Origin of the sequence: Mucilaginibacter sp. 22184, assembly GCF_052045695.1 — a bacterium.
Classification (GTDB): Bacteria; Bacteroidota; Bacteroidia; order Sphingobacteriales; family Sphingobacteriaceae; genus Mucilaginibacter.
The window spans coordinates 181608-197785 of the sequence record NZ_JBQEPI010000009.1 but is presented as its reverse complement, the minus strand read 5'-3'; the positions used below and the strand labels follow the sequence as shown (position 1 = coordinate 197785).

Here is a 16178-nt window from a genome sequence, read left to right as displayed (position 1 = left end):
TACATCCGTGCATTGAGTAGCCTTGGTTGGCGCCATACCTTTGTTATGTCAAAAGAAAAAAACACAAAACATTAAAACATAACATCATGAAAACACAAGCCAACACCAGCAAACCAGCTTCAATTATCCTTACTTTAACTACAGGCGTTCAACCTATTGATCCGGCTCAGGATACGCACATTGAAAGCAATGTTAAAGCATTTTTAAATGTGCTTAACTCGGGCGATGGTAAACCATTGGAAGAACTTTCACCCGTTGATGCCCGCGCGGTACTCACCGGCGCACAGGAATCGGTACAGTTTGATTATGCTGATATCAACGTTACCGAAAAAAACATTACTGCCGATGGACAAGACATCAAATTAGATATTGTGAAACCTGCAGGTGCAACAGGTGTGCTGCCGGTGTTTATGTTTTTCCATGGCGGCGGTTGGGTACTGGGCGATTTCCCTACACACAAACGCCTGGTTCGCGACCTGGTGGTGGCATCCGGCGCAGCCGCGGTATTTGTAAACTATACTCCATCGCCAGAGGCGCAATACCCAACCGCCATTAACCAGGCTTATGCCGCTACCAAATGGGTAGCCGAAAATGGTGCCGAGATTGGTGTAGATGGTAAAAACCTGGCCGTTGCCGGTAATAGCGTGGGCGGTAATATGGCTGCTGTGGTTTCGCTGATGGCCAAAAACAACAACGGTCCTAAAATTAAATTACAAGTGCTATTATGGCCTGTTACCGACGCCAATTTTGAAACCGGATCATACAACCAGTTTGCTACCGGCCGTTTCCTCACCAAAAACATGATGAAGTGGTTCTGGGATAACTATACTACCGATGGCAACAAACGCAAAGAAATCTATGCGTCACCTCTACAGGCTACCCTTGAACAATTAAAAGATCTGCCCCCTGCTGTTGTTCAAGTTGCCGAAAATGACGTGTTGCGTGATGAAGGCGAAGCTTATGCCCGCAAATTGGACGAAGCCGGTGTACCGGTAAAATCTCTGCGCTTTAATGGTATGATACATGATTGGGGCTTACTTAACCCGCTGGCACACGTTCCTGGCGTTAAAGCGGCTATGCTGCAGGCCGGTTCCGAGCTGAAGAACGCATTAGCTAAATAACTTTTACAAAATACCCGTAATAAAAATCCCAGCTGTAATATAGCCGGGATTTTTTAGTTTATATATTTGCCGTCCTGCCCTATTAAAATACATACTTATGGAATATTCTAAAAATTACGTTGCGAAGGAAGAACACATCGATGTTCAGGAAATTATGGATGGCTTGTATTACCCCTTTTACATGGAGTACTGCAGGCATGATTACATCCGCGAAGTGTTGGGTTTCGACTTTGAAATCGAAGCCAAAAATGGTGTGTATATGGTACTGTCAAACTACAGCATCAGCTTTTTAAGGTCGCTGAAAAAAGGTGATAACTTCAGCGTTACCTGCGAGCTTTTTGCCGATAAAGGCGGCGCTCCAAAATTGCATTTTAAACAATCCATCATCCTCAATAATAAGGTGATGACCAAGGCCGTATTTACCGGCACCTGCGTGCCCGCTACTGGCGGCAGGCCTTATTTGCCGGCATCTGTTTTGGAAAAAATAAAGGATGCACCGGTGCTGGAAGTTTAATTGGTAATTAGTAAAGCTTTACAAACGTCATTGCGAGCGCAGCGTGGCAATCCCCGACTTACAGAGCGTCTCTGCAAGTCGGGGATTGCCACGTCGTTCCTCCTCGCAATGACGCGCGGGGAAAAAGGTTTATCCCCCCTCTTTCCGCCGCAGGCGAAGAGAGGGGGGACGAGCGCAGCGATGTCGGGGTGAGTCGATACCGCGTTCTATTCTTACCACCCCAAACTTAATGTCAAATAACTATCTTTGCCGCCATGAATATCCTGATCCTCGGTTCGGGCGGAAGGGAAAGCGCCTTCGCCTGGAAAATTGCTCAAAGCCCAAAGTGTCAAAACCTTTTTATTGCGCCCGGTAATGCCGGCACCACGCAATATGGCACCAATATTAACCTCAAAGTTACCGACTTTGAGGGCATCAAAACTTTTGTGCTCAGCAACGGCATCAACCTGGTATTGGTTGGCCCCGAAGAACCGCTGGTAAAAGGAGTGCACGATTTTTTCCTGAACGATGAGCAGCTGAAAAACATCCCGGTTGTTGGTCCGCAACAGGAAGCCGCCCAACTGGAAGGCAGCAAGGATTTTTCTAAACAGTTTATGCAAAAGCATAACATCCCTACAGCTGCTTACAAAACTTTTACCAAAGAGACTTTGCAGGAAGGTTTAACCTACCTGGCTACCGCGGGTTTACCTGTGGTACTGAAAGCAGATGGACTGGCAGCCGGTAAAGGTGTATTGATATGCACCACGCTTGAAGAAGCTCAGCAGGAGCTTAAAGAAATGCTGGCCGAAGCCAAATTTGGCGAAGCCAGCTCGCGTGTAGTCATAGAGCAATTTTTAACAGGCATTGAGCTTTCGGTTTTTGTAATGACCGATGGTAACAGCTATAAAATATTGCCCGAAGCCAAAGACTACAAACGTATTGGCGAAGGCGATACCGGACTGAATACCGGTGGTATGGGCTCCGTTTCGCCGGTACCATTTGCCGATGCTGCCTATATGAAAAAGGTAGAAGAGAAAGTGATTATCCCGACCATCGAAGGTTTAAAGAAGGATGGCATCCCTTACAAAGGCTTTATTTTTATTGGTTTGATGAACAGCGATGGCGAACCCTGGGTTATTGAATACAACTGCCGCATGGGCGACCCGGAAACCGAAAGCGTAATGCGCCGCATCGACTCGGATTTTGTTGATCTGCTGCAAGGTGTTGCCGAAGGCAATCTGAATGAAAAAGAACTGATCATCAGCCCTAAAACTGCGGCTACGGTAGTAATGGTAGCAGGCGGATATCCCGGCGAATATCTCAAAAATAAAGTGATCACCGGAACCGAGAATATTCATGAATCCATTGTTTTTCATGCGGGTACCTCAACCGATGGCGATAACGTGATCACCACTGGTGGCCGCGTGTTGGCCATTACTACCTTGCAGGATAACATGTTTAAAGCCCTACAACAAGCCACCGCCGATGCCAGCCGCATTTACTACGATGGCATGTATTTTAGAAGAGATATCGGGTTTGACCTCTTGTAGTTCATTGGTTCAGTTGTTCATTAGTTCATTGGTGGCATGGTAGTTTAATAACGCCATCATCTCATAAAAAAAAGCCAGATCGTTTAAATAGCGATCTGGCTTTTTTGTCCGCGTTCACTAATGAACAACTGAACCAATGAACTAATGAACCACCTAAATCTTCCCAAAAATTTCAGACAGCTTCTTTTCCAGGTCTTCGCCTCTCAGGTTTTTGGCGATGATCTTGCCGTTGGGATCCAGTAAAAAGTTTTGAGGGATGCCACGCACCGCGTAGAGGGCGGCAGCTTTACTATCCCAGAATTTAAGGTCGGATACATGATTCCAGGTCAGGCCGTCTTTGTGGATAGCCGCGATCCATTTTTCTTTAGCATTTGGCCTGTCTAAAGACACACCCAGGATAGTGAATTTCTTGTTTTTGTATTTATTATAAGCCACTACAACATTCGGGTTTTCCCTGCGGCAAGGGCCGCACCAGGATGCCCAGAAATCAATCAGCACATATTTACCACGGAATGATGACAGGCTGATCTCCTTACCGCTGGTATCGGCTTCGGCAAACTCAGGCGCTGTAGCACCCAAAGCAACCGCTTTGAGTTTAGGCAAACGCTCGGCGAATTTTTTACCAGCTTCTGTTTGTTTTACAGCGGGTGTAAAGGCATTAAATAAAGGTTCAATATCTACATAGTCGGCACTGTAGGCATAGCCTTCCAGCGCGTTCAGGCTGATATAGGAGTCAGGGTTTTCTTTAATAAATTGTTTATCAACAAGCGTGCTCTTATCATCAATAGCTTTTTCTTCGGCAGATAGTTGTTTGGCAAACGCCGGATCGGCCTGTTGCGCTGGCGTAGCAGCCTTACGCTTAGCGGCAAGGGCCTCGTAAGCGTCATTTATCGGCTTTTGAGCCAGTTTGTATTTTTCGTTATCCGTATTGGTTTTGGGACCGTCAACTTTGGCATTGGCCAATAAATCGGCTGTAGTTACATTAACGGTTCCTGGCTCAATATAAACAGAGTGGTAATCATCGGAGTTATTAACGCCATTCCCTTTGTTATTAAACACCAGGTAAGCGTTAACAGGATCTGCACCTGTTACACCTGTAAACTGGAACTTACCTCCTGCTAAAGTAGCCGAATCGATTATAGTTTTACCCTCTTTACGATATTCCAGGTATACTTTGGCAGGCGCGTTATTATCACCTATTTTACCCTGAATAGTATATTTTGCATCCTGCGCAAAAGTTATAGCTGGCGCTACTGCCAGGGCTAATAAAAATATTTTTTTTAGTACGGTATGATTCATAAGCGCAATATAAAAAAAATAGTCTATCAAATTAGTAGTCTATTGGATATTTTTAACGAGGTATTTATTTTTTACTAAATATCCCTAATTATTTATTCCCTATCAAATTATATCTTCCCAAATAGTTCCTGCAATTTGGCGTCAAGGTCTTCACCACGCAGGTTTTTGGCAATGATCTTACCATCGGGATCTATCAGAAAGTTTTGCGGAATAGAAGTTACCTGGTAAAGCGCTGCGGCTTCATTGTTCCAGAATTTGAGGTCGGATACCTGGGTCCATTCCAGGCCGTCGCTTTTGATAGCAGCCAGCCAGGCCGATTTACCTTCCGGTTTATCTAATGACACCCCTAATACCGTAAAGTTTTTGGTTTTATACTTATTGTAGTTGCGTACCACGTTCGGGTTTTCCTGCCTGCACGGGCCGCACCATGATGCCCAGAAATCAATCAGCACATATTTTCCCCGGAAAGATGACAGCTTAACCGGCGCGCCATTCACATCGTTCTGTATAAAATCTGGTGCTAAGGCTCCTACAGCGGTAACTTTTAAAGCGTCGATACCGTGTTTCAGGTTTTTGCCGCTTTCTGAATCTTTTAAGCCCTGGGACAAACCATTAAATAAAGGTTCAATTTCGGATGGATCAGGCGCCGGACCCGCTACAGAATTAATAGCCAGCAAGCTCAGGTAACTGTTAGGATTGTTGGTAATAAAATTCTTGAGCACTGCCTTTTGCTCGGCCTGGATGTTTTTATAGCGGGCCTGCATTCTGGCCTGAAAATCAGGGGTCTTTTGCTGATCGGGCGTAGCTGCTTTTGCTTCGGCCATTAATGCCTGGGCTTTTTTGTTGATTAAAGCTAACTGACCGGTAAGCCGACGGTTATCGTCATTTAAAACCGAACCCGAAATGAGGGATTTGGAAAGGGAATCTTTACTGTTGATGGTTATGGTACCTTTTTCTAAAAAAAGGTTCAGATCATCCGCGGTATTTGATGGTCCGCCATCCGGGTAGTTTTGCTGAATATATTTATTTAGCCCAACACCTTTATAATCCAGTGCCAGAGTTGCATTAACGGGGTTTAATATGTTACCCTTAAAGCTATAACTACCGGCAGTTACGTTCGACGAGTCGACCACGTTGTTAGAGCCCAGTTGGTATATCAGGTATACTTTAGCAGGAGCGCCAATAGCGCCTACTTTACCATTGAGGGTAAAAGTATCGGAGGTTTGGGCAAATGCCAATATAGGCAACATAGCTGCCACAGAAAAAATCAGTTTCTTCATCAGAGTATCAGAACTATAAGCATTCTTAACGCAAGAATGCCGGTTGAATTATAATTAACTAGTTTAATTTTTGATAGGTACGCCACCAAAGGTCGGGTAATTCGCCCGAAGCAGCCATTTTATAATCGGCATAACTGCAAGGCACCAGGTGAAAACGTTCGTTACGGGACCCACCTGTGGGATACGGAACCTGCATCCACCACCTGTCGGATTTTTTGCTTTTTACAAACACCACTTCCTGATCCTCGTGCTTTAAGCTGGTTTTATAGATAAGGTACTGGCTTTTAGGGTTGAGCGGAAAATCGCGCTTGCGGTTATAAACCCCCTCAATAAAATACCAGATCATTTGAGCCAGCTGCGTGGCGGTTTGCCCGTTGCTGTCATAGGCCGGGTTAAATTCATAAAAACCAATAGAGGTTAGCTTATCGTTAAAACCGGCATAGCGGCAAAGCTGGCAGGCTTCTTCTCCATAAAAGCCGTTTGGCGTGGCATTGGCATTACCCATGGCATCGGCCGACCGGATGGCACCCACATCAAAGCTGATCATGCTGGCATTGCGTATTGCGGGTTCGGTAACCGCTACATTGCCGGTCAGTTCGCCCAGGCGGTGCACATCAAAATAAAGCTTATCCATTACCCGCAGGCTTTCCTGGCTTACAAAATAGGTTTGGTAACCCAGGTTACTGAAATTGAACAAGAAATTGGGTTCATGTAAAAATATTTTATTGAGATAGGATGTCGAGGTGGTTTCAATGCCATCCTGGGTATCATCTTCATCCAGATCAAAATGCGAGTCAACAACTACCAGGTCAACCTTTTGTTCCAGATCTTCATAGCCCAGGTATTGGGCATAAGTCAAGTCCTGCCCGCCGCCTAATATAATAGGGATGATATCTTTTTTGATGAGCTCGGCCACTACGGTTTTAAGCGCGAAATAAGTATCGGTAACCGTAGCGCCGGCACGTATGTTGCCCAGATCGGCAATTTTTACACTGTAGCCGCCCTCATAAAGTTGATAAAGTTTTTCGCGGATATAATCCGGGCCAAGGGCACAGCCCGGATTGCCGGTAGCGTTTCGATCATCCATAACACCGATAATGGCCAGATCGGTTTTCTCTTCCAGATCGGGAAAATCGACAGAATAATGCACAATTTTATCGCCAAGCTGGCTGGTATAATACCCCTTTTTAGGAGCGATCTTTTTAAGATCAATAGGTGTAAAAAAATCAGCTAAGGACATAACTTTTTAATGTGCAAATATGTAGATGTGCAAATGTGGTGATTGATGTGCAGATGTGCAAATATGCGGATGTGCAAATGTGCGAATTTCAGATCTATAAATGTGAGGACGATGTATTTGCACATCTGCACATCTATCTGCACATTTGCACATATGATATTAGTTACCGGCGCAACAGGTTTTTTAGGGGCTGAACTGGCAAAACTGCTGGTAAATTCGGGGCAGCGTATCCGTTGCACAAAAAGGAGCAACTCCAGGATACCAGCTCTTTTAGCACCTTATCAAACACAGATAGAATGGGTGAATGCCGATATGCTGGACATATTTGCCCTGGCCGATGCCTTGGAGGACGTTACACAGATTTATCATTGCGCAGCATGGGTATCCTTGAAACAGGCCGATAAAGATCCCATGATCAAAACTAATGTTACCGGTACCGCCAATGTGGTTAACCTGTGCGCCGAGCGCGGCATCCGCATGGTTCATGTGAGCTCTATAGCGGCCATTGGTATTGCTAAACCGGGCGAACTCATCACCGAAAACCATCACTTGGAGCAATCTACCGAAAATGATGGCTATGCCATATCCAAGCTGGAAAGTGAAATGGAAGTGTGGCGGGGCATTGCCGAAGGTTTGGATGCTGTTGTTGTTAATCCATCCCTCATTTTAGGTGCCAGTGCGGGCACATCCGGTACGGGTGCATTATTCAAAACCGTACAAAAAGGACTTAAATACTATACCGGCGGTAGCGGTGGCTTTGTTGATGCAGAGGATGTAGCCAAATGCATGATAGCCCTCATGAACAGCGATATTACTGCCGAGCGTTATATCATCAGTGCCCAAAATTATACCTACAAAGATATGACTACCGAAATTGCCCAAAATTTCGGCATCAAACCACCAGCTAAACTGGCCAAACCCTGGATGATGGGCCTGGCCTGGCGCGGCGCGGCTGTTATTGCGGCCTTAACCGGCAAATCACCAGCTATTGATAAAGTCTCGGCCCGGGCAGCATCTGAGGTGCGGAATTTTGATAATATAAAAATCAGGGAAGCTATCGGTATTGAATTTAAACCGGTGAGCGAAACTATTGCGGAAGTTTGTAAGGCATTGAAATAACAATTATATCATTGCTTGCGAGGAGGAACGACGAAGACAACCGACCGAAGGAGCTCATTAATGCCGTTAAAAATAAACAAACATTAATAATCTCGTAGCTATTCTCATCGATGACAATGCGAGGAGATTGCCACGCTACGCAATGACGCGTGGGGAGGGGCACCTGCACATCAAAAAGCTCCCCCTTTAGAGGGCTGGGGGGCATAGAGCTGCCTGAAGCTTTGAGGCGAGGTATTGGCCTGCTTGGTAAACAGGCGGATAAAATAGGAGGGATCATCATAACCCAGTTTATAACCAATCTCTTTTACGCTGAGATTGGTATGCGCCAACAACCTTTTGGCTTCCATAATGATGCGGTTTTTGATGAGATCGTTTGGCGAGGTATTGCTGTAGCGCGTAATCCGTTTGTTCAACGCTTTGGGAGTGATATTGAGCAAATCGGCATATTCGGCTACGGTATGGTGCCGGGTATAGTGCCACTCCACCAGTTGACTAAACGTGCGGGTAAATTCCGCCTCGGCACCGGCATCTTCAACGGTCTGTTGGTGTCTTTGTTTCCACAACCGGGTCGATTTAATGATGAGCTGTTTGAGCAATATCCGCAGCATTTCTTCCATGGAACTATCGTCGCGCTCAAATTCACTTTTTACTTCACCAATGATGTGTTGTGCCGTAAGTGACGATTGGGCGCTCAGCAAAACCACCGGTATTTCATATACATTATGAAACAGAATGCCATCACAGGCCACTTCCTTATCATGTATCTCCACGCAATAAAAATCGCGGTTGTAATAGATCATCGTACCCACGCAATTTTCTGAAAATTGGTGATATTGCCCTACATTGATAAAAAACAGGGCATCCTGCTCCAGTTGATAATCGGTAAAATCAATCACCACCCTGCCCCCGGCTTTTACAAAAACTATTTTGATAAAGCCGCTATAGTCGTCCTGCTGAAGCTTTTGCAGAATATCGTGCTGAAAATCAAAAAAGCCGAATTTTTTAAAAGCGAATTGCTTGAAATAAGCCATAGTAAAAGGTACGGTTTTAAGCTACTTTAAATTTGATGGGTCGATCGTTCCCACGTATGTTTTTGCGGAATTGAGCCGGCGATTCTCCCTTGTATTTTTTAAATGTTTTGGTAAGATGGCTTTCGTCGGTAAAGCCCAGTTCATAGGCAATTTCATTTAACCGCATATTGCTGTGGCGCAGCCTGGTTTCGGCCAGCGATAGTTTGTAATTGATAATAAACTGCTGCAGGTTTTCGCCGGTTTGTTTTTTAAAATACTCGCTGATGTAATTGGTAGAGATATTGAAATGCTCGGCAATGTTTTCGGCTTTTAACTGTTCGGCATCGTAAATGTTCAGGTGCACGTAGTTGATGATCTGTAACGCAATTGTATCGCCCCCGGTTTTGGCGTCGCACTTAATGGTGATATTACGGGCCACTATGGTGATCAACGTATTGATAAGTTGTTGTACCAGTTCCTTTTGCATGTTCGGCCCTTGCTCATGTTCGGCTGCAAGTCCGGCTATAATAGCCGCTACCAAAGGTTTATCCCGCTCATTCCTGATGATCTCGCCCTGATCCTGTTTGCTTTGAAAAATATATTCCAACTTGTGCATCCAGTTTTCGGGGCTATGCTGTTCTTCGTTGCCGCTGGTTATCCCTTTCAGGTAGATGTTGTTGAAGCATACAAATACAAAAGAGGTGGTCTTTTCGACCGTAAAATGATGCGTGGTGAGCGGACCGAGCAGGTAAAGACTGCCTGGTTTGTACCTAAAATCGTTGCCGTTAATATTGTGCGTGCCCTCGCCATCCATAATATAGGCCAGTTCAAAAAACGAGTGTTTATGCGTGCGTATGGGGCATTCGTCCAGCCGTAGAAACAGTATCTCGAAGGGGTTAAATATATGGCGGGTCTGCATATCCTAAAAAACTACCTTTTTATCCCAAAAATGTACTGGAATTAGCCTTGTGCCAAGCCCGACCTTTGGGGTATACAAAAGTAAAGATATGAAAGCTATAATATTAAGTGAAAACGGTGGTACTGATAAACTCATTCTAAAAGAGATCAACAAACCAGTTATCGCGCCTAATGAAGTGCTGATACAAACCAAAGCCTTGAGCATTAACCCTGTTGATGGCTATGTTCGAAAGAACGAGATCTACACCAAAAAGAAACTGATGCCGCTACCCGGCGAAGAAATGATACTGGGCTGGGATGTTGCGGGTACAGTAGTAGAAACCGGCAGCGAGGTAACCGATTTTAAAAATGGCGATGAAGTATTTGGGATGGTTAAATTTCCGGGTCATGCCAAAGCTTATGCCGAATATGTTGCCGCCCCGGCAGACCATCTGGCCAAAAAACCTGCTGGTACTTCATTTAACGATGCGGCTGCGGCTACCCTGGCTGCATTAACCGCCTGGCAAGGACTGGTTACTTATGCCAAAATACAACCCGGCAATAAAGTGCTGATCCATGCAGCCGCGGGTGGTGTAGGGCATTATGCCGTCCAGATAGCCAAACATTTTGGGGCTTATGTAATAGGCACGGGATCGGCCTCAAGTAAGGATTTTATATTGAGCCAGGGCGCTGATGAATTTATTGACTATACCCAGGAAAAATTTGAAGAAAAAGTACAGGATGCCGATATCGTATTTGATTCTATTTATGGCGATCATATCCTGCGCTCTATTAAGGCGGTAAAATCCGGCGGTCGTCTGGTAAGCCTGCTTGCCTTTTTTGAAGGTGAAATTGCCGAAAAGGCCAAAGCTAAAGACCTGCTTACTTATCGTATAGCTGTAGAGTCAAATGGGGAGGATATGAAAGCGATAGCTAAATTGATAGCCGATGGCAAGTTAAAATCCCATGTATCTGAAGTTTACAGCTTTGAGGACATTCCCAAAGCACAGGATAAAGTAGATGGCGGCAAAACCCGGGGTAAAGTGGTGATTGCCTTATAATTCCAATGAATTATATTATATCCTGATAATTAATAAGAGCCGGCTTTAAGCTGGCTCTTATTAATTTAAAAGTAATAATAAATAATAAATGCGATATTTGTCATGTATCTGTCAGGATGATGATAGTAATATCGCATCCAAAAGAACGGATAGTTAGTAGGGGAAACCTTATTACAGCGGGTAGGATGAATGGCAGGTATATTTTAAAAACCATTAAACATTTTACCTTTATGAAAAAGCTTTCCCTATTGTTAGCCGCACTATGCATGGCAGCCATCAGCTATGCGCAAACTCCCACAACACCGCCAGACACCGCCAAACGATGGACCATACATGGCGAAAACACTTTCCTCATTAACCAAAGCTCGTATAAAGATTGGTCGGCAGGTGGTGTAAATTCCTTTGCCGGTAACCTGATCCTGAATTATGATTTTAACTATAAAAAAGATAAATGGAGCTGGGACAACAAAGTGATCCTGGGTTATGGCTTGAGCAAACAAAAAGATATAGGATGGCGCAAAAACGACGACCGTATCATACTGAATAGTTTACTGGGCCGCCAGCTATCAAAATATTGGTTGTATACGTTTTATATGAACTTCCAGAGTCAGTTTACCAAAGGTTATGACTATAGTACCACGCCAAAAACACTCTTATCAGATTTCCTGGCTCCGGCTTATCTGACTTTCGGTCCTGGTTTCGCTTACAAAAAGTCTGATAACTTTAGGATCAATATTTCGCCTGCCGCGGCACGTATCATTATCGTGAGGAATGATTCCCTTTCGCATGTTGGGGCTTTTGGTGTTACACCCGATCATAAAAGCCTGTTTCAGTTTGGCGCCTCTTTTGATGCCTACTACAAGGTTAACCTGGTACAAAACATCAGCCTGGAAAATATCCTGAAACTATACTCAGATTATCTGCATAAACCCGGCGATATCTATACCGATTATACCGCCAACCTGTTTATGAAAGTAAACAAGTTTGTAACCGTAAATGCTGGTGCGCAATTGATTTATGATGGTAAAACCAAAATACCCGTTGTTGAAAATGGCGTGAAGACCACCAAGATAGGTCTGCAGGTTAAGCAGATCTTCGGCGCGGGCTTAACATATAAGTTTTAGACGGCCCGCTCGTCATAAAAAAGCCCCTTAACTTACTGGTTAAGGGGCTTTTTATTAAAAGCTTTTACTTATTTAACAGCTTCAACTTTAAAATTCTCGAAAGTTACCGGGAAGCTCAGTTTACCCGGCGCGGCGGCTACCATACCAATTTCGGCCTTTACATTAGGCGGGAAATAAGCCAGGCGCAGCATATCAAATTTTTGCCCGTCAAAAGAGTATTTGATCTCTACATAATCGCCTTTACGCAGCAGCTTTAACCATACCGATTTCGGACTGTCATGACGCGGCACAACCGACCAGTCTGACACTTCGCGGGTTACCACAGCGCTTACATTCTGCACGCCATCAACATACTCAATACCGGTTTTGATCCAGTTTTTTTCGTCGATGCGGATCATTAGTCCGGCCTGGTGAAACAGTTCATGGTAGCTACCGGTGATCTTTACGCTGGCCTCAAAATTACCCTCCGCTTCCTGGTAGTAAAACGGACCATTGTCACGCTTAAAGCCGTAATGTGTAACCTGCCAGTAATCGGTACCCGGATCAACCGTAAAAGTGAATTTTTGGGCATTCCCTTCGGCCGCTTTGGTTGGCTTGTTAAACCATTTCATCTCGGGATTACTTTGCGCAAAAGCGCCGGTAGCGGCAAACAGGCAGATCATAGCGGTTAGTTTGATTTTTTTGTTAAAAGATGTTTTCATTTGTTAGATAGGTAATTAGAAAAATGTGCCGCCAAGATAGGAAATAAGTTTATGGCTTTGTAACAGATACATGTACTTTACTGCATAAATGAGCGTTAACAAGCTGTTGCCATTTATGTGTAAACAAACTTTATGGCGGCTGATTAGTTATTCTTTATTGTACTATATTTAAGCATAAAAAAAATCAAATGATGAAATATCGAATATCCATCCTGGGGCTGCTTGTAGTAGCAGTTCTTGGACAAAGTTGCGTAAGCACCAAAAAATACAAAGAGCTGGATGCCAACTATACCCAGCTTCAGAACAGCACCCGCGATCTGAGCGTGAAGTATCAAACCAGCGAACAGGCGCTGGCCGTAGCCAATGGTCGGGTAAGCAGCCTGGAAGATCAGCTCAAGTCCGAAAGGTCGAACGTAAAAGCCTTGCAGGATGCGCTGGATAAATGTTTAAATTCCAGCAACCAGGGTAGCGTGAATATCTCTAAACTGGTTGATGAGATCAACAGCTCAAACCGTTACATTCAGCAGCTGATAAATGCCAAAAGCAAAAGCGATTCGCTCAATATGGTGTTAACCAATAACCTTACCCGTTCATTAAGTCCACAGGAAACACAGGATGTTGATGTGAAGGTATTGAAAGGTGTTGTTTACATTTCGCTGTCTGATAACATGCTGTACAAATCTGGCAGCTATGAAATATCAGACAAGGCAGGCGCGACCCTAAGCAAAATTGCCAAGATCATTACCGATTACAGCAATTATGATGTGCTGATAGAAGGTAATACCGATAATGTGCCTATCTCTCAGAAAAATATCCGCAACAACTGGGATCTGAGCGCGCTGCGTGCATCATCAGTTGTGCAGGCCCTGCAAAACAATTACCAGGTTGATCCTAAACGCTTAACAGCTGGCGGTCGTGGTGAATACAACCCGATTGCTGATAACAGTACCCCAACCGGTAAAGCCCAAAACAGGCGTACACAAATTATCATTACGCCAAAACTGGATCAGTTTATGGATCTGATAGGCAAAGCGCCAGCGCCACAGCCTATAGCACCACAGAAATAATAAGCATAAGTAATGATGTAAAAGCGGCGGTCATGAAAATGACCGCCGCTTTTTTGTTTGGAGATCCGGAGGCAACAAGATAGGTTAAGGCATGCGTGTACCGGCAACGGATATTCCCGAGAAGTAAAGGCTTTGTAGAAAACCAACTAGAAGCATTTAAGCATGCCGTAGGTATGCAACCTGAGTCCAGTACCTACGGCACTGATTTTCACACCCGAATTTCTCTACAAAGCTTTAACCCCGATGGGGTTTGCAAAACTGTTAACTAATGACGATTGATCTTGCCTTTGCTACCGCATACGTCTCGCTTGTGGTTCGGTTGCAGTCTTTATTTGTACAGTAACTAAGCACGGTGGCCACAAGTGGGACGCTTGAGGTAGCAATAGCGTTTAGGACGTATCAACCCTTTTGTAACAACCCCTTTACGCAATCGTTTCCGTATATTCTTGTAGCATTAACAGTTAAAATGTTGGCTTTTCTATAAGTTTTCTTCGATATTTGGTTTGGCTGGTCAAAGCCGACCAGTCATTTTTAACCAATTTACCTATTCTTCATGGAAAAATCACGCCGTACTTTTATCAGGCAGGCCGCGCTGGCGGGTGCCGGTGTAATGCTTGCCAAAAACAGCTGGAGCGCCAACAGCTATAAACGCATCATCGGTGCCAACGATCGTGTGCGGGTGGGCGTTGTGGGCTTTTCAGACCGTCACCGTAGCTCACATATCCCCAGCTTTATGAACCATTACAAGGAACTCAACTTTGAGGTGGTTGGCGTATCTGATATCTGGAAACGGCGACGTGAAGAAGGAGCCGCCATCTGGAAAGAGAAGATGCAGCACGATGTAAAGGCCTATCGCAATAACGAGGAAATGTATGACAGCAAAGCGGTCGACGCGGTGTTTATCAGCACGGCCGATTTTCAGCACGCACGCCACACCATCGAGGCGGTAAAAGCCGGCTGCGATGCCTATGTAGAAAAACCTTTTGCCGAAACCATGGAAGATAACCGCGCCGCCCTCAAAGCGGTAAAGGAATCGGGTAAAATTGTACAGATAGGCTCACAGCGTCGCAGCGGGGCCAATTACCATGCGGCTAATGATTTTATACGCTCGGGCAAGTTTGGTCCGATCACCATGGTGGAACTAACCTGGAACGTAAATCAGCCGGGCCGCTGGCGTCGGCCGGATCTGCTGGGCTTGTTGAAAGAAGAAGACACCGATTGGAAACGCTTTATCATGAACCGCCCTTATGAGGCTTTTGATCCGCGTAAATATTTAGAGTTTAGATTATTCTGGCCATACTCATCGGGTTTGGCTGGCCAATGGATGAGCCACCAGATTGATACCGTACACTGGTTTACCGGCTTAAAACATCCGCGCAGCGTGGTAGCCAATGGGGGTATATATGTATGGAAGGACGGCCGCAGAAACTGGGATACCATTTTAGCTGCGTTTGATTATGGTCCGCTGGATGATCCTTCCACAGGTTTTCAGGTAACTTTTGGCTCGCGCATGCACAATGGCGATGAGCACCCGGCCGAAATCTATTACTCCAACGGCGGTGAATTGAACCTGAACACCAACAAGGTTTCGCCCGAAGGTGGCCTTACGCAAAAAATGGCCGATGCCATGCATATGCAGGCCAACCTGCTGCCCGAGATCAGCCTGGCCAATACCGAAAAGGTGGTTGCATCGGCCAATACCGGCGGCGATGTGCTTACCTCCAACCACGTGCGCAACTGGATGGAAAGCGTACGCAGCCGTAAGGAACCGCATGCCCCTGTCGAAGCAGGTTACAGTCACTCCATAGCCAATATCATGACCAATGCCGCCGTGCATACCGGCTACAAAGCCACTTTTGACGAGGCTACGCAGGAAGTAATGGCTAATGGGAAGGTGTTTAAATATTGATTTTTTATAGTTCCCCTCTTGAGAGGGGGCGCGTTGGTTTGTGAATTGGCGGGGTGTGTTTATGAAAGCGAAGAAACACACCCCTGCCCCTCTCAAGAGGGGAGCCCACGAGCGCAAAATTAGCATGACGCATAGCCGACTCACCGGTCTACGCTTCGCCGGACCACCCTCTCTTCGCCTGCGGCGGAAAGAGGGGTAGAAGGATTTTTGGAGTAAGGAACAAAGACCGTTTTGTTCTGTCCTTGCTCTTTGATCCAAAAGTCTTTGTTCTTTTCCTCCCCTCTATGCGCGAAGCGGAGAGAGGGGT

14 protein-coding genes are annotated in these 16178 nt (G+C 45.3%); 8 read left to right on the top strand and 6 right to left on the bottom strand.

Annotated features, from left to right (window positions below; genetic code table 11):
- Window positions 1–86: 86 nt before the first annotated feature.
- The 3 genes from ACTJKG_RS20660 to purD all read left to right on the top strand — a co-directional run bounded on the left by ACTJKG_RS20660 (window position 87) and on the right by purD (window position 3164).
- A complete protein-coding gene (locus ACTJKG_RS20660) occupies window positions 87–1121 on the top strand; it encodes an alpha/beta hydrolase (protein WP_172337589.1) in 1035 nt (344 codons plus the stop codon).
- 97 nt (window positions 1122–1218) lie between these two features.
- The gene (locus tag ACTJKG_RS20655; protein WP_076375478.1) at window positions 1219–1635 is read left to right on the top strand and encodes an acyl-CoA thioesterase; all 417 of its coding nucleotides are present in this window, start codon (window positions 1219–1221) and stop codon (window positions 1633–1635) included.
- A 254-nt stretch (window positions 1636–1889) separates the two neighbouring features.
- Complete coding sequence (gene purD, locus ACTJKG_RS20650; protein ID WP_440740303.1) at window positions 1890–3164, top strand: phosphoribosylamine--glycine ligase; 1275 nt, start codon at window positions 1890–1892, stop codon at window positions 3162–3164.
- A gap of 153 nt (window positions 3165–3317) precedes the next feature.
- Here purD and ACTJKG_RS20645 read toward each other — a convergent pair whose 3' ends face one another.
- The 3 genes from ACTJKG_RS20645 to ACTJKG_RS20635 form a co-directional block, all read right to left on the bottom strand.
- Complete coding sequence (locus ACTJKG_RS20645; protein WP_440740302.1) at window positions 3318–4463, bottom strand: redoxin domain-containing protein; 1146 nt, start codon at window positions 4461–4463, stop codon at window positions 3318–3320.
- A 107-nt stretch (window positions 4464–4570) separates the two neighbouring features.
- Window positions 4571–5743 carry a TlpA disulfide reductase family protein gene (locus tag ACTJKG_RS20640; protein ID WP_172337586.1) on the bottom strand — a complete coding sequence of 391 codons (1173 nt, stop codon included), beginning with the start codon at window positions 5741–5743 and terminating at the stop codon, window positions 4571–4573.
- A 58-nt stretch (window positions 5744–5801) separates the two neighbouring features.
- Entirely contained in the window at window positions 5802–6983 is a 1182-nt protein-coding gene (locus ACTJKG_RS20635; RefSeq protein ID WP_172337585.1) for a formimidoylglutamase, read from the bottom strand.
- Window positions 6984–7094: 111 nt separating this feature from the next.
- Between ACTJKG_RS20635 and ACTJKG_RS20630 the strand changes: the two genes are divergently transcribed.
- Entirely contained in the window at window positions 7095–8102 is a 1008-nt protein-coding gene (locus ACTJKG_RS20630; protein WP_440740301.1) for an NAD-dependent epimerase/dehydratase family protein, read from the top strand.
- A 170-nt stretch (window positions 8103–8272) separates the two neighbouring features.
- Here ACTJKG_RS20630 and ACTJKG_RS20625 read toward each other — a convergent pair whose 3' ends face one another.
- Together ACTJKG_RS20625 and ACTJKG_RS20620 are read right to left on the bottom strand one after the other, a co-directional pair.
- Complete coding sequence (locus ACTJKG_RS20625; protein WP_440740300.1) at window positions 8273–9133, bottom strand: helix-turn-helix domain-containing protein; 861 nt, start codon at window positions 9131–9133, stop codon at window positions 8273–8275.
- Between the two features lie 16 nt (window positions 9134–9149).
- Window positions 9150–10031 (bottom strand): helix-turn-helix domain-containing protein, encoded by an 882-nt coding sequence (locus ACTJKG_RS20620; RefSeq protein WP_440740299.1) that lies wholly within the window; start codon window positions 10029–10031, stop codon window positions 9150–9152.
- A gap of 88 nt (window positions 10032–10119) precedes the next feature.
- Here ACTJKG_RS20620 and ACTJKG_RS20615 point away from each other — a divergent pair, with 88 nt between their 5' ends.
- Both ACTJKG_RS20615 and ACTJKG_RS20610 read left to right on the top strand, forming a co-directional pair.
- On the top strand, window positions 10120–11070 hold the full coding sequence (locus ACTJKG_RS20615) for an NADP-dependent oxidoreductase (RefSeq protein WP_172337581.1): 951 nt from the start codon (window positions 10120–10122) through the stop codon (window positions 11068–11070).
- A gap of 230 nt (window positions 11071–11300) precedes the next feature.
- Window positions 11301–12194 (top strand): DUF3078 domain-containing protein, encoded by an 894-nt coding sequence (locus tag ACTJKG_RS20610; RefSeq protein ID WP_440740298.1) that lies wholly within the window; start codon window positions 11301–11303, stop codon window positions 12192–12194.
- Between the two features lie 68 nt (window positions 12195–12262).
- Here ACTJKG_RS20610 and ACTJKG_RS20605 read toward each other — a convergent pair whose 3' ends face one another.
- Window positions 12263–12895 (bottom strand): DUF1349 domain-containing protein, encoded by a 633-nt coding sequence (locus ACTJKG_RS20605; RefSeq protein ID WP_216650682.1) that lies wholly within the window; start codon window positions 12893–12895, stop codon window positions 12263–12265.
- Window positions 12896–13083: 188 nt separating this feature from the next.
- On the opposite strand from ACTJKG_RS20605, the gene ACTJKG_RS20600 reads away from it, so the two are divergent.
- Together ACTJKG_RS20600 and ACTJKG_RS20595 are read left to right on the top strand one after the other, a co-directional pair.
- Window positions 13084–13962: an OmpA/MotB family protein gene (locus tag ACTJKG_RS20600; RefSeq protein WP_172337579.1), complete on the top strand. Its 879-nt coding sequence runs from the start codon at window positions 13084–13086 to the stop codon at window positions 13960–13962.
- A 553-nt stretch (window positions 13963–14515) separates the two neighbouring features.
- Entirely contained in the window at window positions 14516–15871 is a 1356-nt protein-coding gene (locus ACTJKG_RS20595; RefSeq protein ID WP_440740297.1) for a Gfo/Idh/MocA family protein, read from the top strand.
- The last annotated feature ends 307 nt before the right edge of the window (window positions 15872–16178 follow it).